This is a genomic window from Janthinobacterium sp. J1-1 (assembly GCF_030944405.1).
Taxonomy (GTDB): domain Bacteria; phylum Pseudomonadota; class Gammaproteobacteria; order Burkholderiales; family Burkholderiaceae_D; genus Janthinobacterium.
In genome coordinates this window covers 4,282,294-4,301,179 of sequence record NZ_CP132339.1, presented here as the reverse complement: position 1 = coordinate 4,301,179, position 18,886 = coordinate 4,282,294, and the positions used below count along the sequence as shown (strand labels likewise).

Sequence of the window (18,886 nt, the reverse complement as noted above, 5' to 3'; positions counted from 1 at the left end):
TTTTATTTGGAGAATTTCAGGATACTACGGCTCAAAAAGCCGTTTATTGCGTGCTACGGAAAATCACGCACTGTTAATCGCCAGTAAAGAAATATTGTCAGAAGCGCTCGCATTTCATCAAGCGGTCATAAAACATATTTACTATAGGCAACATGATCATGGCCCGTCCGGTGGCCGTGCCACTATCACGCACCACCTTTCGCCATGCACACATTCGCTCTCTCTTCCGCCATGTCCGCCCCGGACCCAGCGCTGCCTGCGAATGTGGCCTATTTGAAACCGCCGGCATCGTCCCCGCTCCCCATGACAGTCGAAGCCGCCGATGTATTGCACGATATCCTGGCCGGGCGCAAGCTCAGCGCCCTGTTCCAGCCGATTATCCAGATGGCCAGCGGCAACATCATCGGCTACGAGGGCCTGATACGCGGGCCGTCCGACAGCCCCCTGCATGCGCCCATGAATCTGTTCAAGGTGGCGCGCGCCTGCGGCCTGACGCTGGAGGTCGAGCATCTGTGCCGGCAGGTGGTGCTGGAACGCTTCGCCGAATTGAATCTGCCAGGCAAGCTGTTTCTCAATGTCAGCCCGGAATGCCTGTTGCTGCGCAATGCGCGCCACGGTGAAACCCTGGAATACATCGAGCAGATCGGCATCAACCCGGAACGGGTGATCATCGAACTGACGGAAAACCAGCCCACTTATGATTACGAGCTGATGCGCGAAGCCGTGCTGCATTACCGTAACATGGGCTTCCAGATCGCCATCGACGACCTGGGCGAAGGTTTTTCCAGCCTGCGCCTGTGGTCGGAGCTGCGGCCGGAATATGTCAAGATCGACATGCATTTTATCCAGGGCATCAATAACGACCCCGTGAAACTGCAGTTCGTGCGCTCGATCCAGGAGATCGCGGAAAAGTCCGGCACCCTGGTGATCGCCGAGGGCATTGAGGCACAGACGGAATTGCTGGTCTTGCGCGACCTGGGCGTGGCGTTCGGCCAGGGCTACCATCTGGGCCGGCCCAACGCCATGCCGGCGCGCGCGCTGCCGGCCGAAGTGGTGCAGGCGCTGGGGCGCAACGGCGTGGCCGTGTATCCGCAGCGCAGCAGTTTGGAAAAGAATGGCGCCAGCATCCGCAAGCTGCTGCACCGCGTGTCATCGATTTCGACGGCCAGGAACAACAACGAGGTGTACGAGATTTTCATGAAGGAACCCAAGCTCATGATCATCCCCGTGGTGGACGACGGCGTACCGCTGGGCCTGATCAGCCGCTTCGACATGATCGACCATTTTGCCCGCCCGTATCAGCGCGAACTGTATGGCAAGAAATCGTGCAGCGTGTTCATGGACGCCAAGCCCCTGATCGCCGACCATGAAACGAGCTTGCAGGAACTGAGCTATATCATGGCCCAGTCGGATGCCCATCACCTGTACAACGGTTTCATCATCACCGAGCACGGCCGCTACATGGGCATGGGCACGGGCCACGATTTGATGCGTGAAATCACGCAGATGCAGATCAATGCGGCCCGCTACGCCAATCCGCTCACGCAATTGCCCGGCAATGTGCCGATCAACGAGCATATCGACCGTTTGCTGCACAGTGGCAGCCGCTTCTGGGTCTGCTATTGCGACCTCGATCATTTCAAGCCCTTCAACGACGTGTATGGCTACCGCAAGGGCGACGACGTGATCCAGCTGACGGGAGAAATCCTCAGCAGCCATTGCGATGCCAACCGCGACTTCATCGGCCATATCGGCGGCGACGATTTCATGATCCTGTTCCAGAGCGAAGACTGGGAGACTCGCTGCCAGGCCATGCTGGACGACTTCGCGGCCGCCATCCTGGCCTTCTACAGCGTGGACGACTGCGAGCGCGGCGGCTATATCAGCGAAGACCGGCAGGGAAAGAAAGTGTTTTATTCATTGATCAGCCTGTCGCTGGGCGTGATCAAGGTCTCGGCGCACCAGTATTACACCCACCACCAGATCGCCACGCAGGCGGCGGAAGCCAAGCGGCAAGCCAAGAAAATCCATGGCAACAGCCTGTTCCTGGACCGGCGGCAAGCGGCGGCGCCGCGCCCGGACGCTATCTAGCAGTCGGGCGCCGGGGCGCGCGTGCGCTTCCATTGCCGGGTCAGCGCGCGGGCCCGGCCCAGGTCGTCGGTAGACAGCTTGCGGGCATAGCCGGCGACGGCGCCGCCGGCCGTGGCGTCGCCGCTCTCGGCCGCCAACGCCACCCACATATAGGAACGCACCGGGTCTTTCGGCACGCCGCGCCCGCTGTTGTACATGCCGCCCAGGTTGTACTGGGCCAGCGCATGGCCCTGTTCGGCCGCGCGCGCATACCAGTGCACGGCCATGTCGTCGTCCTGCGGCACGCCATGGCCGTTCGCATACATCACGCCCAAGTTGTTTTGCGCGCTGGCGTCGCCCTGGTCGGCGGCCTTGCGGTACCAGCGCACGGCGCGCGCCGGATCGTGCGGCACGCCCTCGCCGTTGGCGTACAGCACGCCCAGGTTGAACTGGGCGTTGGCGGCGCCCTGCTCGGCCGCCTTGCGATACCATTCGACGGCCTCGCGCACATTGCGCGCCACGCCGCGCCCGCCGGCCAGCATGCCGCCCAGGTTGTATTGCGCCGAGCAGTGGCCTTGTCGGGCGGCACGGCGGTACCAGGCCACGGCGCGCGCCTCGTCCTGGTCAACGCCCTGGCCGCGCGCCAGCATCAGGCCCAGGTTGAACTGGGCGTCGGCATCGTCCTGCTCGGCCGCCCGCAGCAGCCAGGCGTAAGCGCGCAACTGGTCCAGCGCCACGCCCACGCCTTCGGCATAGGCCACGCCCAGCTGGCGCTGCGCCACGGCCAGGCCTTGCGCGGCCGCCTGGCGGAACCAGGCCACGGCCTGGGTATCGCTTTGCATCACGCCCTGGCCCCGCTTGTACACCAGGCCCAGGTTCAGCTGGGCCTGGGCGTCGCCCTGCAGCGCGGCCTTGCGGAACCAGGCCAGCGCCAGCGCATCGTTGCGTTTTGCGCCCAGCCCCCGCGCATAGGCCTCGCCCAGCAGCGACTGGGCGCTGGCCACGCCCTGCTCGGACGCACGGTAGAACCAGGCCAGCGCCAGCTCGTCGTTTTGCAGCACGCCGCGTCCCTTGCGGTACATCTGCCCCAGGTTCTGCTGGGCCGAGGCGTCGCCTTGCGCCGCCGCGCGGCGGAACCACTGCACCGCCTCCTCGTCGCTTTGTGCCACGCCGCGGCCGTGGTAATACATGGCGCCCAGGTGATTCTGCGCAAACGCCAGCCCCTGCAGCGCGGCCAGGCGCAGCCAGATAAAGGCGCGCGCGTCGTCGTGCCTGACGCCCTCGCCTTTTTTATACATCAAACCCAGGTTGAATTGCGCATAGGCATTGCCTTGCTCGGCCGCCGTGCGGAACCAGATATAGGCCTGGTGGCTGTCCCTGGCAGTATGGTGCTTGTCCATGTGCGCCCCCTCGATTGCCCTGTCATCACGCCAGGCGGCCAGGCACGGCAGCCCGCAACGGCAATATCGCTGATGCAGTGAATTGTAAATTCGGGGGAACCGGCAGGCTTGAGCGAACTCAAAGGCAATAATAAAATTATATCGATTGCCGAGCCCGCCTGGAAGGCGGGCTGCGAGGGTCGGCGCGCTGAGTTAACGCTTGCGCGGATGTTTCTGCAGAAACTGCGGCACCTTGGCGGCGGCCAGCTTGTTCAGCGACACCAGCAGCTCGGCGTCGACGCCATCGATGCCGTAATTGCTGTGCAAATGGCGGCCGATATGGATCAGCACCTGGGCGGCCACTTCCGCATCGGACTCGGCCCTGTGGGCCGCGCTCTTGAAGGCGATGCCCAGCTGGCCGGACAGCAGGCCCAGCTTGTAGCTGGACAGGCCTGGAAACACGCGGCGCGACAGTTTCAATGAACACACCAGCGAGCGGTGCTTTGGTGCCAGGTCCAGGCGGGCGCTTTCGGCGCGCAGGAATTTTTCATCGAAGCTGGCGTTATGGGCCGACAAGGCATCGCTGCCGATAAAGTCCAGCAACTGCGGCACCACCTCGGCCACCGGCGGCGCCTTGTCGACCATCGCCTGGGTAATCCCGGTCAAGCCCGTGATAAACGACGGAATGCGTGCATTGCAGTTGATCAGCGACACAAAGCGGTCGGTGATACGCCCGCCCTCGATGCGCAGCGCCGCCACTTCCGTGATGCGGTCGCCCATGTCGGGCGACAAACCGGTGGTTTCAAAGTCGATCATGACGATCGGTTGCTCAAACACATTCATGTAGCGGGCTTTCTCAGGTGCAGCAGTGGGCACATCAATAAAATGCTCAGGGCAAGGCGCCGCGTCGCAGACAGTACGATAGTACGGCAAGACGCGGCAACGCCGCCATGGGCATTTTATTAGCCGAACTTGCGCACCGCGTCGAGCGCGAGTCCGGCACCAATACTGCCGAACAGATCGCCTTCCACCTTGCGCGCCGACGGCACCAGGGCCGCGATTTTTTCGCGCAGCAGGCGCACGCCGCTCGAGCCGCCCGTGAAGAACACGGTATCGACCGCTTCCGGCGCCACGCCCGCGTCGCGCAGCAAACGCAGCACGGTGTCTTCCACGCTGCCGCACAGGTGGCCGATGGCTTCGTCGAACTGGGCGCGCTTGAGCAGCAGGCTTTGCGCCGGCGACAGGCGATCCAGCTCCAGCTGCACTTCCTGCGCGTCGGACAGGGCGATCTTGCCTTCCTCGACCTTCATCGCCAGCCAGTGGCCGGCGCGCTCGTCGATCAGCTTTTGCAGGCGTTTTACTTTATCTTGCTCGCGCGCATCGCGGCACACATCGGCCAGCTGCACCCAGATCTTCTTGGTGTAGGCCAGGTTGATGGTATGCCATGTGGCCAGGTTGAAATAATAGCTGGATGGCACTTCGCTATTGTTGTTCAAACGGCTGCCATAGCCCAGCAGCGGCATTACCGACGACAGGCTCAGGTATTTATCGAAGTCGGTACCGCCGATATGCACGCCGCCGGTGGCCAGGATATCGTCACGGCGCTCGGCCTTTTTGGCGCGTTCGGGCGACAGGCGCACCAGCGAGAAGTCCGAGGTCCCGCCGCCGATGTCGGCGATCAGCACCAGCTCTTCACGATCGATTTGCGACTCGTAATCGAACGCGGCGGCGATCGGCTCGAACTGGAAGGCCACGTCCTTGAAGCCGACCGAGCGCGCCACTTCGGCCAGGGTGTCCTGGGCCAGCTGGTCGGCCTGGGCGTTGTCATCAATAAAGAAGACGGGGCGTCCAAACACGGCCGAGGTAAATTCGCGGCCGGCCGACTGCTCGGCGCGTTTCTTGACTTCGCCGATAAATTGCGACAACAGCAGGCGGAACGGAATCGCGCGGCCGCCCACTTCCGTCTGGCCATCGATCAGGCTGGTGCCTAGCAGGCTTTTCAGCGAGCGCATCAAGCGGCCTTCGTAGCCGGCCAGGTAGCCGGCCAGGGCGGCGCGGCCAAAGCTCACTTCTTCGTCTTCCGCATTGAAGAACACCACCGACGGCAGCGTGGTCTTGCCGTCTTCCAGGCCGAGCATGGTGCTCTGCCCGGGACGCGCCCAGCCTACCGTGGAATTTGACGTACCGAAATCGACGCCGCAAGCATTGGCCATGTCGACCCTTCCCTGAATAAAGGGGCGTCATGCTACCAGAAAGCAGTCTCTTTCACCAGAAAAATAAGCGTGGCTGCCCGCTTGCGGGGCAAGCTTGCTTTGCATCAAGAGGCAAGCACGGGCAAAAGCTACTCTTAGGAAATTGACTTCGAGCAACTAGACCGTTCCTGGAGACCGCCGTGACCACTAGCCGATTGATCCGAAGCGCCTTGCCACTATCCATCTTGATACTGCTGGGCGCTTGCGGCGGAGGCGCCGCCGACACCCAGCCCGCCAGCGGCTGCACCTTGCAAAGCACGGCGGGCTGCGGCGGCACCCTGCCCGATCCGGTGATACCGCCAGTTACCACGCCCGTGACCCCCAGCGACCCGGCCAGCCTGGCCAGTTCCGTGCGGCTGGTGTTTTCCGGCGCCGAACTGGCATCGAGCGGCGTGGCCGGCAGCGAAGTGAGCGTTACCGCGCTGGTGAAGGACGCCGCCAATCTGGCTCTGCCGGGCGCCAAGATCGCGTTTGCCGCCGACTCCGGCATCCTGGGCAGTGTCGACGCCGTCACCGACAAGAACGGCCAGGCGCGTGCCGTGCTGGGCACCGGCGGCGACAAGAACAATCGCAGCATCAAGGTCACGGCCACGGTCGGCAGCCAGGCCGGCAGCGGCACGGTGGCGGTGACGGGCAGCACGGTGGAGCTGGCCGGCCCCAGCCTGCTGACCCTGGGCCAGCAAGCGGACTTCACGGTGACGGTGCGCGACTCGGCGCGCCAGCCCGTCAGCGGCGCCACCATCAGCTATGCGGGCAATGGCGCGGCCGGCCTGGCGGTCAAGGATGGCGCGGCAGCGCTCAGCAATGCGCAAGGCCAGCTGCTGCTGCGCCTGGCCGCTGGCGCTTTGGGCAATAACGCGGTGTCGGCCAGCGCCCTCGGCGCCACCGTCTCGCACGCCTACACGGTGGCCGGCGGCGAGCTGCGCCTGACGCCCGCCGTGGGCATGGATGCCGGCGGCGGGGAAATATTGCAGGAAGTGCCGGCGATGGCCTGCGAGGCCATCGATGTGCGCTACGAGTCCAACGGCGTGGCGCGGACCGGCAGCGCCAGCCTGTCGACCTCGCGCGGCACTTTATATGCCGACAGCGCCTGCGGCGTCGCCTTGCCGTCCAGCCTGACATTTACCAATGGCAACTTGCCGCGCAGCTATGTGCAGTCGGCCAATGCCGGCGTGGCCACCATCACGGCGACGGTGGCCGGCGGACCCACTGCGCAAACGCGGCTGGAATTCGTCGCCTTGCTGAGCGCGGCCAGCAAGCTCGGCGTGCAGGCCGACCCCGCCGTGCTGGGCGCGAACGCGGCTGGTGCCAGCGACAATGTCGCCACCCTCAGCGCCGTGGTGCGCGACGGCGCCGCGAATAACCTGGTCAAGCATGCGCCGGTGGTGTTTAGCATTTTGAGCGACCCCAGCGGCGGCTACCTGCGCCAGGCGGGGCATATCTTGACGGGATCAAACGGCCTGGCAAGCACCGTGTATGTGGCCGGCCCGGCCGACAGCGGGCGCGATGGCGTGCTGATCCAGGCCAGCATCGCCGGCGCGACCCAGGCCGCCGCGACGGCGCAAGTGCGCCTGACGGTGGCCAGGAAAGCCTTGTCGATCAAGTTTGGCACCGGCAACAACGTGCGCGAATATTCCGCCAGCGTACTGCAGAAGGACATCGCCGTGTTTGTTTCCGACAGCGCCGGCAATGCCGTGCCGGGCGTGGCCATCACGGCGGCCGGCTGGCCCAGCCGTTACGGCAAGGGCTATTATGTGTGGGAGGCGGACAAGCAGGAGTTCCCCGACACGGGCGCCTGGCGCCTGGCGCTGCCCCGCTACAGCTGCGCCAATGAAGACGTGCTGCGCAACGGCATCTTCGATGCGGCCTACGACCTCAACGGCAACGGCGTGCTGGACCCCGGCATCCCCTTGACGGTCACGGCCAGCGGCCAGACCGATGCGCTGGGCCTGGCCACGCTCACCATCAGCTATCCGCGCAACTACGGCTCCTGGGTGCAACTGGCCCTGAGCGTGCGCGGCAGCGTGGCCGGCACGGAGGCGGCGTCCACCACGGAGCTGACCTTGCCCACCCTGGCCACGGATTTCAGCGCACGCCGCGTGCCGCCACCGGGACAGACCAGTCCCTACGGCACGGGGCCCTGCGATACGGCGCAATAGCTGGCGCCGGCAAGGGTTCTTGCCAGCAAAATAATTTTGCCGTATACAAAAGAAACAGTCTTGCCAAGAAGCAATCTTCTGCGCTATGCTCACCGTCCGACCCGGCCGCCCCGCACTTGGCGCGGCCAGGACCGCAAGACTACCCGAGACAGGTGGCGAGCCAGGATCCCATGCGAAAACAGACTGCAGTTGAAAGCCGGGCCGGCAGCGGCCCCGTCGATGGCGCCGCGCGCCGGGTCACCTCCTATGACGTGGCGCTGCTGGCCGGCGTCTCGCAATCGGCCGTGTCGCGCAGCTTCAAGCCGGGCGCCAGCGTCTCGCCCACCACCCACGCCAAGGTGATGCAGGCGGCCACCGCGCTCGACTATATTCCGAACGCGGCCGCGCGCAGCCTGTCGACGCGCCGCTCCAACCTGGTGGCCGTGATCGTCTCCAACCTGGCCAATCTGTATTACCCTCAAGTACTGTCCGACCTGAGCGAGCAGATCGCGCGCCAGGGCAAGCGCTTGCTGCTGTTTACACTGGAACGCGAGGCCGACGTCGGCAAGGTCTTGTGCGATGTCTGGCAATACCAGGTCGATGGCGCCATCGTGGCGGCCTGGCTGTCTGACGAGCAATTGGCCGAATTCGCGCGGCGCGAAGTGCCGCTGGTGCTGTACAACCGCTGCCCGCGCGGCCATGCCGTGCATGCCGTGCTGTGCGACCAGGCCGAGGCGGCGCGCCTGCTGGTGTCGCGCCTGGCCGAGGCCGGCCACCGCCAGTTCGCCATGATCGACGGCCCCGGCGACTCGACCACGGCCCAGGAACGCAAGTCCGGCATGGTCGAGCGCTTGCTGGAACTGGGCCTGCCGTTGCCGGTGGTGGTCAGCGGCAATTATGATTACGCCAGCGGCGGCCAGGGCTTGCGCAAGATTATCGACCGCCTAGGCCGGGTGCCGGACGCGGTTATCTGCGGCAACGACATCATGGCCATCGGCTGCCTCGACACGGCACGCCATTTGCTGGGCATACAAGTGCCGTTGAACATGTCGGTGGCCGGCTTCGACGCGCTGGAGGCGTCGGGCTGGCTCAGCTATGACGTCACCACCCTGCGCCAGCCGACGCAAAAAATGGCCGCCGATGCCGTCGCCATGCTGCTGCAGTTGATGGAACGGCGGCCCGGCGCGGCGGAACGGCGGCAGTATGTTTCCTGCCTGATCGAAGGCAGCACGGCCCGCCTTAGCGGCGAGCCCGGCTATCCGGGCCAGCAGCTGGGCCTGCGGGCCGCCTGATTATTGTCCGAAAAACTTGCCCTTCAGCAAATTCAAGCCCTGCGCCATCAGGTCATTGCCTTCCGGCACCTGGCCGTTCGGCGTCAGATGATCGATCAGTTGCGGCAGCAGCGCCGCCAGGCCGCCCGAGGCCGCATCCTGCGGCAGGCCCAGTTTCGCGGCGATCTGGCTGATGGTGTCCGCACCGAGCGCCCCTTGCACCTGCTCGCCCGACACCGACGCGTTCGCACCCGTGCCGATCCAGCTGGCCACCTGGTCCTGCAAGCCGCTTTCCTGGAATTTCTGCAGCAGGCCCGCCAAGCCGCCATGCTGGTTGATCAAGTCCATCACGCTGGCCAGCAAGCCCGACTGGCCTCCTGCCGCCGCGCCCGCCACGTCTCCCTTGTTCCCCAGCATATCGATGGCCTGTCCTGCCAGTTGATCAAACAAACCCATGATTTTCTCCCTATGTCAGCCATGTGCGCGGCAGGGAACGTCCCTGCCCCGCATGATTGTACTGCGTCCGGCGGCGCCTTTCCTCGTGCCCGTGCGCCACGCCCCTTGAAAAAATACTATGATGGCCTTTTTCGCCACGACTTCATTGGGGGATGCGCCATGGCCGCTACCGTCGCCGACTTTCTCTTGCTGGAACGCAGGGCTGATCGCCGCTGGCAGGCGGGCGCCTTTTTCCCGGCCCCGCTCAATCTCCCCAAGGAAGCACGCTGATGGCCATGCCTCCCCTGACCCTGCCCGGCATCAGCTGGCCCCTGCAAGCAACGGTGGGGCATATCGCCGTCACCACGCAAAGCATCACCGGGCACTTCAAGGCCGGTGCGGGAAGCGATGCCATCGTGCAATGCGAGCTGGTCGACGCCGGAAAATTTCGCAACGGCGCGCCACGCCAGTGGTGCCGCACCCACCAGTGCTACTGGGGCGTCAACGCCGACCTGGCGCAACTGGAGGCGTCCGGCCGGCGGCAATGCAAGCTGCATGACAGCCCGATGGGCTATCTGCTGTACCCGGAAGTGTTCGATCCGGCCCGCCATCACGCCAGCAGCCTGAGCCTGGGCGACGATGGCCTGCTGCACTTGCAGGCCAGGTCCGACGATGGCGGCGCCCTGCTGGTACGCACCGCGATGGCGCTGGCGATCGACTGCCGCGCCCTGCCGGGCCTGTTTCATCCGTCTGTGGTGCAGATCAATATCACGCCACCGGCCGCGCTGGCCTACGTGCAGGCGCTGCAACAAGGTGCGCCGCTGGGTTGCAGCGACTGTGGCCGCTGCGGCCATCCGCACCTGGACCTGGGCGACTTCGCGCAGGAAGCGCACCGGCGCCATTACTGCGGCAACTGTGGCCACGACGCCAGCCGGAGCGCGCAAGCGATGGTCTCGAATCCCTTGCAGCGCCTGCGCGAATTCGCCTTGCGCACACCGCAGCGCTGGCAACAATGGTTCTGAATGTGCGCACGCCCACAGTCGGGGCCTGCGATCCGGCCTAGACTGGCATTTTTACAGCAAGCGGGATAGTCGCAACATGGTCAACAATATCGATACCGAGCGGGACCAGAAGGAACAGCAGGACGCGAGCGACAGCGGCGACCTGTCCGACCTGCTCAGCGAGCTGCGCATCCTGCTGCCCGGCGCGCAGATGCTCACGGCCTTTCTGATCATCCTGCCATTCAACGGCGGCTTTGCGAAAATCGTGCAGGCGGAAAAAATCGTCTTCCTGGCCACCTTCTTCCTGTCCATGACCAGCCTGGTGCTGCTGAGCGCGCCCGCCATCCAGCACCGCATCATGCGGCCACTGAACGACCGCGAGCGCTTCAAGCGCGTGGCCGACCGCATCATGATGGCCGGCGCCCTGTCGCTGGCCTTCGCATTTACCCTGGGTACCAACCTGGTCATCTCGGAAGTGTTCGGCCAGGTGGCCGGCATCGTCGCCTGCGCCATCATCGGCACGCTGATCATGGCCATGTGGTGGTGGATGCCAATGTACTTGCGGCACCGCACGACGATCTGAGCTGGCGGCCAGGCCTGCAGCTCAGGCGATTTGCAGCACCACCTTGCCACGCGTACTCCCCGCCCGCACCAGCGCCAGCGCTTCGCGGATATGGCCAAGCGGCAGTACCGCGCCCACTTTCGCCTTGAGCTGGCCCGCTTCCACCAGCATGCGGATGGCCGCCAGCTGCGCGGCGTCGGCCTTGCACAACACGCGCGCCACGCCGACGCCATGCTGCCGCGCCTCATCCTGGGGAAACGCGACCGCCGTCACCATGAAACCACCCTTTTTGAGGCTCGCAAAGGCGCGCTGGAAAATGTCGCCGCCGACCGTGTCGAACACCACATCCATCTCGCGCACGACGTCCTCGAACAGCTGCCGGTCGTGACCGACGAATGCGTCGGCGCCCAGGCCGCGCACATACGCTTCGTTCGCGCTCGATGCCATGGCCGTGACATGCGCGCCGATCGATTTGGCGATTTGCACCGCCAGCGCGCCGACTCCCCCCGAAGCGTTGGTGATGAACAGGCGCTGTCCAGGCTTCAAGCCGGCCAGTCCGAACATCGCCTGCCATGCCGTCAGGGCGCCCAGCGGCACGGCCGCCGCCTCGATGAAGTCCAGGTTGGGCGGTTTGAGCGCCATCTCGCCGGCCCTGGCAATGGCATACTCGGCAAAACCGCCCGAGCGGATAATGCCAAACACGGCATCGCCCACTTTCAAATCGCCGACGCCCTCGCCCAGCTGTTCGACGGTGCCGGCCATCTCGCTGCCCAGGCCGATCGGCAGGGTCATGCCCATGCGCTGACCCGCGCCATCGCGGATCTTCCAGTCGAGCGGATTCACGCCGGCCGCATGCACCTTGACCAGCAATTGCCCAGCCTTGGGTTCGGGACGAACCGCGTCCACCAGCTGCACCACGTGGTTGTCGCCGTATTCGTTGATGATGATTGCTTTCATGTTTATCCTTGACTTGTTTTGGTGATACAAGACAATGGTAGACCAGGCGCTACACGATGTAACGCCTGTCCACATCGCACAAAGGCCAATCCATGCAGGAACCCGCTTTCACCATCCATCGCGGCAGCAAGCGGCGCGGCATGGGTTTGCCCATGCACGCCCACGACGAGGCGCAACTGATCTATGCCGCCGCAGGCATGGTGCAGATTCATACGCCTGAAGGGCGCTGGCTGGTGCCCTCGCAGCTGGCCGTCTGGATACCCGCGGGCACCTCGCACAGGCTGGAGGTACTGTCCGATGCCCGATTGTGGATGGTGCAGTGGCAGCCGGCGATGGTCGGCGCGTGGGCGCCCCCGATCGCCGTCGACCGGCCGTTCGCGCTGCGCGTCACGCCGCTGCTGCGCTCCCTGCTCACGGCAGCGATGGCGGACGGTATCGGCGCGGCCAAGGCCGAGCTGATCGTCAGGCTGATGTTGCACGAGCTGACCGAAACGGCCCATGCGCCGACGTTCCTGCCGCTGCCGGCGAGCGCGGTCGGGCGGCGCATGGCCGAGGTTGTGCTCGCCGACCGGCAACAACTGCTGGGCCTGCACGAACTGAGCGCGCGCGCGGCGACCTCGGTGCGCAGCGTCAGCCGGCTGTTCCCGAAAGAAACCGGGCTGACCTTCAAGGCCTGGCGGCAGCGGGCGCGCATCGTGCAGGCGATGGACAGCCTGGCCCGGGGCACGCCGATCGCCCGCGTATCCACCGAGTTCGGCTTTTCCAGCACGGCCGCGTTTTCAAGCGCCTTCCGGCAGGTCACGGCCATGACGCCGACGCAATTTCTTGGGCCGGCCGGGCAATGAATCCGCTGCAGGCGACCCTTGCAAGCCAGGGCGCCCGGAAGTAGGATGGCGGCCATTGGAATTATTCAGAAATCAACGACCACAATGAAGACAGTATTGATCGCCACACTGGGAATCTTATCGCTCATTAACTCATCGCCATCGTTCGCGGAGAATCTCAACGGCAAAAATCTGTATGTGCAGCGATGTGCCGTGTGCCACGGCGCCGATATCAGGGGAAGCGGACCATTGGCAAATAAAAGCACTCCCCGCACACCCGACCTGACGACATCCGCATTCAAAAAACGGCTGCAGGAATATCCGGGCGTGATCGTTTCGTCGGTGATACTGCGTCCGAATGGCGACCTGATACCGCGCACGCTGAAAGAGAATGGCGTCAAGCTGGCGCCCTATGCGTGGAGGGTGAAGGATTTTCGCGATCTCAATGACTACATGAGCGGCGTGATTTTAAAAAACCGCTGAGATCGGGATACGCCGGTTCAGGCCTCGGCCGCCGCACTGTCGACGCCGGCTTGCGCCAGCAAGGTTGCACGGAAGATGCCCACCAGCGGGCGCAGGTTGACCTTGTGCCAGGCGGCCCACAGCGGCGTGCGATAAGCGAACCAGGGCAAGGCGCGCAGCACCACGCCGGCCGGCGCATGCTGGCGCAGGCTGTGCTGGATCATGGCCATGCCCAGCCCCGCCGCCACCAAGCCCAGGGCCGTCAGAGGTTCGGTCGCCTCCATGCGGATATCGGGCGTAAAACCGGCGCGGGCGCAGGCGGCCACGAAATTATCGTGTTTCAGCGCGCTTTCCTTGTGCAGCACGGCGATCCATTCCTGGCCCGCCAGGTCTTCCGGCGTCAGGTTTTCCTTGCTCGCCAGCGCATGCGTTTCCGGCATGGCCAGCAGCATCGGATCGCTCAGCACTTGTGCGCAATCAAGATCGGGGTCGCCCGGCAGCGGTGGCTCGCACAGCAGCGCGATATCGAGGCTGCGCTGGCGCAAGCCTTCCACCTGTTCGGCCGAATGCATATTGTAGAGCGCGATATGGACGGCGGGCCGGGTCAGGCGCAGCGCCCGCAAGCCGTCCGGCAGCACGCCCGAATGCATGGCGTTTTCGATATAGCCGATACACAGGCCGCCCTCGTCACCCCTGCCGAGGCGCCTGGCCAGCGCTTCGAGCCGGTTGCCATGCGTCAGGAACGCCTGCGTTTCGGCCAGGAACGTGCGGCCATCGCGCGTCAGGCGGATGCGCTGGGCATTGCGTTCGAACAGGGTCAAGCCCAGTTTGTCTTCCAGTTGCGCGATCTGCCGGCTCAGCGGAGACTGCGAAATATGCAAACGCTCGGCGGCGCGCCCAACGTGTTCTTCCTCGGCCACGGCGACGAAGTATTGCAACTGGCGGATATCAAGCATATCAGACCTTCAAAGACTTAAGTTGCGCAAATTATGTCTTGGACAGGCTTAACTTGTCCAGCTATTCTGATTGCACTACCCAACACCTTCAAGGAAAACATCATGAGCATCAAACACCTGCTGACTGGCAAACTGGGCTTTGGCACCGCACCGCTGGGCAATATGTTCCGCAATATTCCGGAAGACGAAGCGCTGGCCACCGTCGACGCGGCCTGGGACAGCGGCATCCGCTACTTCGATACCGCCCCCTTCTATGGCGCCGGCCTGGCCGAACTGCGCCTGGGCGCGGCCCTGAAAAAACACCGCCGCGACGACTATGTGCTGAGCACCAAGGTCGGCCGATTGATCCTGGACGAAGTGGAAGACCCGGCCAGCCGCGAACTGGGCGAAAAAGGCGGGCTGTTCGAATTCGGCCGCCCGAACAAGATCGTCGATGACTATTCGGCCGACGCCACCCTGCGCTCGATCGAAGACAGTCTGAAACGCCTCGATACGGACCGGCTCGACATCGTCTAGGTGCACGATATTGCCCAGGACTTCCATGGCGACAACTGGCTGGCGCAATTCGAAATCGCCCGCACCGGCGCCTTCCGCGTGCTGACCCGCCTGCGCGAAGAAGGGGTGATCAAGGCCTGGGGCATCGGCGTGAACAAAGTGGAACCGCTGGAACTGACCCTGGGCCTGGCCGAAGCCCAGCCGGACGGCTTCCTGCTGGCCGGTCGTTACACCCTGCTCGACCATGAACGTGCCCTGCAGCGATTGATGCCGGAGGCGGCACTGCAGAACGTCGACATCGTCGTTGGCGGCCCCTACAGCTCGGGCATCCTGGCCGGCGGCAGCCATTTCGAATACCAGCAGGCCTCGCCCGAAATCATCGCCAAGGTCGAACGCATCAAGGCGATTGCCGCGCGCCACGGCGTCAGCGTCAAGGCCGCCGCCCTGCAATTCTCGCTGGCCAATCCGGCCGTGGCCGCCGTGATTCCCGGCGCCAGCCGCCCTGGCCGCCTGGCCGAAGACATGGCAGCCCTGAACAGCGTGATCCCCGCCGCCTTCTGGCAGGAGATGCGCGCCGAACAACTGGTGGCCGCCAACGCGCCACTGCCTATCTGATCAGGAGCCACTCATGGCCAGCACCACCACTTCCATCGAGATCGACGCCACCCCGGATCGGGTGTGGAATCTGATCAAGGGTTTCAACTCGCTGCCGGACTGGCTGCCGTATATCCCCGCCAGCACGCTCAGCGAAGGCGGCAGCGTGCGCCACCTGGCCAATCCGGCCGGCGAAGCCATCGTCGAGCGGCTGGAAAAGTACGACCATGCGGCGCGCAGCTACAGCTATTCCATCCTGCAGGCGCCGTTTCCCGCCACCGATTATCTGTCTACCTTGCAGGTCGATGGCATCGATGGCGGAAGCGGGAGCCGGGTCACCTGGTCGGGGCAATTCACGCCGGTCGGCGTCAGCGATGACGAGGTCGCGGCCCTGTTTCACGGCATTTATAGCGATGGTCTCTCTGCGCTGCAGCAGACCTTGACGCAATAAGCCGGTACAAAACAGGCGGGGCACGTTGCCACCGAAGGCGACGCGCCCCGCCCGCTGTGGTGTGCGGCGCAGCATTTTTATGCCGCCGCCTGCAGAGCCGGCCCGTATCCAATACAATAACGCTTGTGGCAACCAGAACCCGGGCGCGCCACTCCCTCCCGTCTCCACCCCTTACCGAACCTTAGAACATGCACGCTTCCGCAGACTCATTCATACCGCGCGTTAATGCGCCTTTTGGCGCTGGCTATGCCGACCTGGCCCTGGCCATCGGCGGCCTGGCGATCGGCACCGGCGAATTCGCCTCCATGAGCATCCTGCCCGTGGTGGCGAATGACCTGGGCACCACCCTGCCGGAAATGAGTCATATGATCAGCGCCTATGCGCTGGGCGTGGTGGTCGGCGCACCGCTGATCACGATCTTCCTCGCGCGCATGCCGCGCCGGCTGATGCTGATCTGCTTGATGCTGATGTTCGCCGGCGGCAACTTGCTGAGCGCGATCGCACCCAACTACGGCCTGCTGGTGGTGGCCCGCTTCGTGGCCGGCATTCCGCACGGCGCCTTCTTTGGCGTGGCGGCGCTGGTGGCCGCGGCCATGGCCGAACCGGACCGGCGCGGCCAGGCCGTCGCCCGCGTGCTGATGGGCCTGACGGTGGCCAATATCTTCGGCGTGCCGCTGGCCACGTATATCGGCCAGACCATGGGCTGGCGCCCGGCCTTTTTGCTGGTCGCCGCGCTGGGCCTCCTGACCATGCTGATGATGCGCATTTTCGTGCCGAAAGTAGCGGCCGGCGATTCGAGCCCGCGCCGTGAACTGGGCGTCTTCCGCCGTCTGCAAGTGTGGCTGACCCTGCTGATGGTGGCGATCGGTTTCGGCGGCATGTTCGCCGTCTACACCTTCATTACCCCAACCCTGACGGAAATCACCAAGGTCTCGCCACTGGTGATCTCGATCCTGCTGGCCGTGATCGGTATCGGCATGACGGTCGGTAACATGGTCGGCGGCTGGCTGGCCGACCGCTCGCGCCTGTGGACCATCTTCGGCGTGCTGGTATGGAACGTGGTGGCCCTGGTCGCCTTCAGCTACACCACCACCAATGTCTGGCTGACGGCGATCAACCTGTTCGCCATCGGCGCCGGCATCGCGGTCGCGCCAGCCGTGCAGACCCGCCTGATGGACGTGGCCGGCGACGCGCAGACCGTGGCCGCCGCCCTGAACCACTCGGCCTTCAATATCGCCAACGCCCTGGGCGCCTGGGCCGGCGGCATCGCGATCGCCATGGGCGCGGGCCTGCAGTCGACCGGCTGGGTCGGCGCCCTGCTGGCCTGCGGCGGCATCGTCGTGCTGGGCATTTCGGTGATGGTGGAAAACCGCAGCCGCAATCTGGCGGGCGTGCAGCCGGCTTGAACGATTTTACGTAGGTCGGGTGGCTTCGGCAGGTCGGATTAGCGGGGCCGCCCAGGCGCGCAAGCGCGTGATCCGACAGACACCAGCGGCCTGGCCAACAATGTTGTCGGATTACGCTACGCTAATCCGACCTACGCGATGTGCCTACGGCGCAGCAATTCCTCCGCAACCACCAGCAATTCCCTGTCATCAAGCTGGCCCAGGTAGGGCTTTACTCTGAAATGATTGCGCGGCTGGCGCGCGATCTTTTCTGGCGAGTCATCCAGCATCGTAATGTCCTCCACCGCATACCCCTGGCCCTGCACCTTGCGCAAGTCCTTGATATACACATAGCCATTTGCCTGCACGTCGACGCGCTGCACGCAGCGCTCGACCGACCAGGCAAATTTCAGTTCGAATTCGCTGCCAAAAACCTGCGCCACCACCGCATCGACATAGGCGCGCGACGAAGACGACCACACCGCAAAGTCGTAATACGGTTGCATGGCCCGCAGCAGCTCATGCAGATACGGGCGCTGGTAGACAAGATACGGGCCGCATGCAAAGTCTGCAGCCTGCGCAAGCTGCGCCGTGCTCGCATGCACCAGCGTTTCGTCCAGGTCGAAGATCAGCAGTTTGCGCGTCATTGATTACTCTTCCATCGCTTTCAGCAACTGCCGGTTGAATTCCTGCGGCTCCTCCATCTGCGGCGCATGGCCCATGCCCGGGAACACGATCAGGCGGCTGCCCGGTATCAGGGCGGCGGCCTCCTTGCCCAGCACCGCATACTTGCCCAGTTTTGCCTTGACCTCGGGCGGCGCGATATCGCTGCCGATCGCGGTGGTGTCGGCGTCGCCTATCATCAGCACGGTGGGCACGGTCAGTTTCGGGAACTCGTAGATGACCGGCTGGGTGAAGATCATGTCGTAGATCAGCGCCGAATTCCAGGCCACCAGCTGCTTGCCCGGCCCCGCGTTCAGGCCGGCCAGCATGTCGACCCAGCGTTCGTATTCCGGTTTCCAGCGCCCGCCGTAATAGGTCGCTTTTTCATAGGAACGCACGCTGTCGGCCGTCAGTTTGAGTTCGCGCTCGTTCCACTGGTCGACCGTGCGGTACGGTACGCCCAGCGCCTTCCAGTCTTCCAGCCCGATCGGGTTGACCATCACCAGCTGCGACACGGCCTGCGGGTACATCAGCGCGTAGCGCGTGGCCAGCATGCCGCCCGTCGAATGGGCCACCAGCACGGCGCGGCTCACGCCCGCCTGTTTCAGCAGGCCGGCCGTATTGACGGCCAGCTGCTGGAAGGTGTATTGATAATGGGCCGGCTTGCTGGACGCGCAAAAGCCGATCTGGTCCGGCGCGATCACGCGGTAGCCGGCGCCGCGCAGGGCCGTGATCTGGCTGTCCCAGGTGGCGCCGCAAAAATTCTTGCCGTGCATCAGCACGGCCGTCCTGCCATTGGCCTTTCCGGTCGGCGCCACATCCATGTACGCCATCTGCAGCTGCTCGCCCTGCGAGACAAACTTGTAGTGCTGGACAGGGTGTGGATAGCTGAAACCCTGCAGCTCCGGCCCGTAGGTGGTGGCGGCATGGGCCGGCGAGAAGGCGGCGGCCAGCAGCAGGCTGGCCAGGGTGGAAAGACGACGCGGCATCG

The 18,886-nt window shown here is 64.5% G+C and carries 17 protein-coding genes and 1 pseudogene; 10 read left to right on the top strand and 8 right to left on the bottom strand.

All coding sequences use genetic code 11. The features are described from left to right. Positions 1 to 303 precede the first annotated feature (303 nt). Positions 304 to 2,091 carry a GGDEF domain-containing protein gene (locus tag Q8L25_RS19650; RefSeq protein WP_308920982.1) on the top strand — a complete coding sequence of 596 codons (1,788 nt, stop codon included), beginning with the start codon at positions 304 to 306 and terminating at the stop codon, positions 2,089 to 2,091. Here the strand turns inward: Q8L25_RS19650 and Q8L25_RS19645 are convergent. The 3 genes from Q8L25_RS19645 to Q8L25_RS19635 all read right to left on the bottom strand — a co-directional run bounded on the left by Q8L25_RS19645 (position 2,088) and on the right by Q8L25_RS19635 (position 5,662). After that, positions 2,088 to 3,470 carry a tetratricopeptide repeat protein gene (locus Q8L25_RS19645; protein WP_308920981.1) on the bottom strand — a complete coding sequence of 461 codons (1,383 nt, stop codon included), beginning with the start codon at positions 3,468 to 3,470 and terminating at the stop codon, positions 2,088 to 2,090. The genes Q8L25_RS19650 and Q8L25_RS19645 overlap by 4 nt on opposite strands. Before the next feature lie 192 nt (positions 3,471 to 3,662). Next, positions 3,663 to 4,292, bottom strand: a complete 630-nt coding sequence (locus Q8L25_RS19640; RefSeq protein WP_308920980.1) for a 3'-5' exonuclease — start codon at positions 4,290 to 4,292, stop codon at positions 3,663 to 3,665. 119 nt (positions 4,293 to 4,411) lie between these two features. Continuing rightward, the gene (locus tag Q8L25_RS19635) at positions 4,412 to 5,662 is read right to left on the bottom strand and encodes an Hsp70 family protein (RefSeq protein ID WP_308920979.1); all 1,251 of its coding nucleotides are present in this window, start codon (positions 5,660 to 5,662) and stop codon (positions 4,412 to 4,414) included. A gap of 179 nt (positions 5,663 to 5,841) precedes the next feature. Between Q8L25_RS19635 and Q8L25_RS19630 the strand changes: the two genes are divergently transcribed. Then, positions 5,842 to 7,860 (top strand): Ig-like domain-containing protein, encoded by a 2,019-nt coding sequence (locus Q8L25_RS19630; protein WP_308920978.1) that lies wholly within the window; start codon positions 5,842 to 5,844, stop codon positions 7,858 to 7,860. A 170-nt stretch (positions 7,861 to 8,030) separates the two neighbouring features. Next, positions 8,031 to 9,131, top strand: a complete 1,101-nt coding sequence (locus Q8L25_RS19625; RefSeq protein ID WP_308920977.1) for a LacI family DNA-binding transcriptional regulator — start codon at positions 8,031 to 8,033, stop codon at positions 9,129 to 9,131. On the opposite strand, the gene Q8L25_RS19620 is transcribed toward Q8L25_RS19625, so the two are convergent. After that, positions 9,132 to 9,566, bottom strand: a complete 435-nt coding sequence (locus Q8L25_RS19620; protein ID WP_308920976.1) for a YidB family protein — start codon at positions 9,564 to 9,566, stop codon at positions 9,132 to 9,134. Positions 9,567 to 9,835: 269 nt separating this feature from the next. Here Q8L25_RS19620 and Q8L25_RS19615 point away from each other — a divergent pair, with 269 nt between their 5' ends. Both Q8L25_RS19615 and Q8L25_RS19610 read left to right on the top strand, forming a co-directional pair. Beyond that, a complete protein-coding gene (locus Q8L25_RS19615) occupies positions 9,836 to 10,567 on the top strand; it encodes a hypothetical protein (RefSeq protein ID WP_308920975.1) in 732 nt (243 codons plus the stop codon). Between the two features lie 76 nt (positions 10,568 to 10,643). After that, complete coding sequence (locus Q8L25_RS19610) at positions 10,644 to 11,129, top strand: DUF6328 family protein (protein ID WP_308920974.1); 486 nt, start codon at positions 10,644 to 10,646, stop codon at positions 11,127 to 11,129. A gap of 21 nt (positions 11,130 to 11,150) precedes the next feature. On the opposite strand, the gene Q8L25_RS19605 is transcribed toward Q8L25_RS19610, so the two are convergent. Further along, positions 11,151 to 12,065: an NADP-dependent oxidoreductase gene (locus Q8L25_RS19605; RefSeq protein ID WP_308920973.1), complete on the bottom strand. Its 915-nt coding sequence runs from the start codon at positions 12,063 to 12,065 to the stop codon at positions 11,151 to 11,153. A gap of 92 nt (positions 12,066 to 12,157) precedes the next feature. Between Q8L25_RS19605 and Q8L25_RS19600 the strand changes: the two genes are divergently transcribed. Then, positions 12,158 to 12,910, top strand: coding sequence for a helix-turn-helix transcriptional regulator (locus Q8L25_RS19600; protein ID WP_308920972.1), 753 nt, complete (start codon positions 12,158 to 12,160; stop codon positions 12,908 to 12,910). Positions 12,911 to 12,994: 84 nt separating this feature from the next. Continuing rightward, complete coding sequence (locus tag Q8L25_RS19595; RefSeq protein WP_308925763.1) at positions 12,995 to 13,372, top strand: cytochrome c; 378 nt, start codon at positions 12,995 to 12,997, stop codon at positions 13,370 to 13,372. 17 nt (positions 13,373 to 13,389) lie between these two features. On the opposite strand, the gene Q8L25_RS19590 is transcribed toward Q8L25_RS19595, so the two are convergent. Beyond that, positions 13,390 to 14,307, bottom strand: a complete 918-nt coding sequence (locus Q8L25_RS19590; protein ID WP_308920971.1) for a LysR substrate-binding domain-containing protein — start codon at positions 14,305 to 14,307, stop codon at positions 13,390 to 13,392. Positions 14,308 to 14,409: 102 nt separating this feature from the next. Between Q8L25_RS19590 and Q8L25_RS19585 the strand changes: the two are divergent. From Q8L25_RS19585 to Q8L25_RS19575, 3 genes and pseudogenes are all read left to right on the top strand, one after another. Further along, positions 14,410 to 15,417: pseudogene (locus tag Q8L25_RS19585) on the top strand (aldo/keto reductase). Between the two features lie 13 nt (positions 15,418 to 15,430). After that, the gene (locus Q8L25_RS19580; RefSeq protein ID WP_308920970.1) at positions 15,431 to 15,847 is read left to right on the top strand and encodes an SRPBCC family protein; all 417 of its coding nucleotides are present in this window, start codon (positions 15,431 to 15,433) and stop codon (positions 15,845 to 15,847) included. 188 nt (positions 15,848 to 16,035) lie between these two features. Next, positions 16,036 to 17,253 (top strand): MFS transporter, encoded by a 1,218-nt coding sequence (locus tag Q8L25_RS19575; RefSeq protein ID WP_308920969.1) that lies wholly within the window; start codon positions 16,036 to 16,038, stop codon positions 17,251 to 17,253. A 131-nt stretch (positions 17,254 to 17,384) separates the two neighbouring features. Here Q8L25_RS19575 and Q8L25_RS19570 read toward each other — a convergent pair whose 3' ends face one another. Both Q8L25_RS19570 and Q8L25_RS19565 read right to left on the bottom strand, forming a co-directional pair. Next, complete coding sequence (locus Q8L25_RS19570) at positions 17,385 to 17,879, bottom strand: HAD family hydrolase (protein ID WP_308920968.1); 495 nt, start codon at positions 17,877 to 17,879, stop codon at positions 17,385 to 17,387. Between the two features lie 3 nt (positions 17,880 to 17,882). Next, positions 17,883 to 18,884 (bottom strand): alpha/beta hydrolase, encoded by a 1,002-nt coding sequence (locus tag Q8L25_RS19565; RefSeq protein WP_308920967.1) that lies wholly within the window; start codon positions 18,882 to 18,884, stop codon positions 17,883 to 17,885. Positions 18,885 to 18,886 lie beyond the last annotated feature (2 nt).

Coding starts and splice junctions, on each gene's coding strand:
- Q8L25_RS19650 (WP_308920982.1), top strand. CDS start 304: ATGACAGTCGAAGCCGCCGATGTATTGCACGATATCCTGGCCGGGCGC.
- Q8L25_RS19645 (WP_308920981.1), bottom strand. CDS start 3,470: ATGGACAAGCACCATACTGCCAGGGACAGCCACCAGGCCTATATCTGG.
- Q8L25_RS19640 (WP_308920980.1), bottom strand. CDS start 4,292: ATGAATGTGTTTGAGCAACCGATCGTCATGATCGACTTTGAAACCACC.
- Q8L25_RS19635 (WP_308920979.1), bottom strand. CDS start 5,662: ATGGCCAATGCTTGCGGCGTCGATTTCGGTACGTCAAATTCCACGGTA.
- Q8L25_RS19625 (WP_308920977.1), top strand. CDS start 8,031: ATGCGAAAACAGACTGCAGTTGAAAGCCGGGCCGGCAGCGGCCCCGTC.
- Q8L25_RS19620 (WP_308920976.1), bottom strand. CDS start 9,566: ATGGGTTTGTTTGATCAACTGGCAGGACAGGCCATCGATATGCTGGGG.
- Q8L25_RS19615 (WP_308920975.1), top strand. CDS start 9,836: ATGGCCATGCCTCCCCTGACCCTGCCCGGCATCAGCTGGCCCCTGCAA.
- Q8L25_RS19610 (WP_308920974.1), top strand. CDS start 10,644: ATGGTCAACAATATCGATACCGAGCGGGACCAGAAGGAACAGCAGGAC.
- Q8L25_RS19605 (WP_308920973.1), bottom strand. CDS start 12,065: ATGAAAGCAATCATCATCAACGAATACGGCGACAACCACGTGGTGCAG.
- Q8L25_RS19600 (WP_308920972.1), top strand. CDS start 12,158: ATGCAGGAACCCGCTTTCACCATCCATCGCGGCAGCAAGCGGCGCGGC.
- Q8L25_RS19595 (WP_308925763.1), top strand. CDS start 12,995: ATGAAGACAGTATTGATCGCCACACTGGGAATCTTATCGCTCATTAAC.
- Q8L25_RS19590 (WP_308920971.1), bottom strand. CDS start 14,307: ATGCTTGATATCCGCCAGTTGCAATACTTCGTCGCCGTGGCCGAGGAA.
- Q8L25_RS19580 (WP_308920970.1), top strand. CDS start 15,431: ATGGCCAGCACCACCACTTCCATCGAGATCGACGCCACCCCGGATCGG.
- Q8L25_RS19575 (WP_308920969.1), top strand. CDS start 16,036: ATGCACGCTTCCGCAGACTCATTCATACCGCGCGTTAATGCGCCTTTT.
- Q8L25_RS19570 (WP_308920968.1), bottom strand. CDS start 17,879: ATGACGCGCAAACTGCTGATCTTCGACCTGGACGAAACGCTGGTGCAT.
- Q8L25_RS19565 (WP_308920967.1), bottom strand. CDS start 18,884: ATGCCGCGTCGTCTTTCCACCCTGGCCAGCCTGCTGCTGGCCGCCGCC.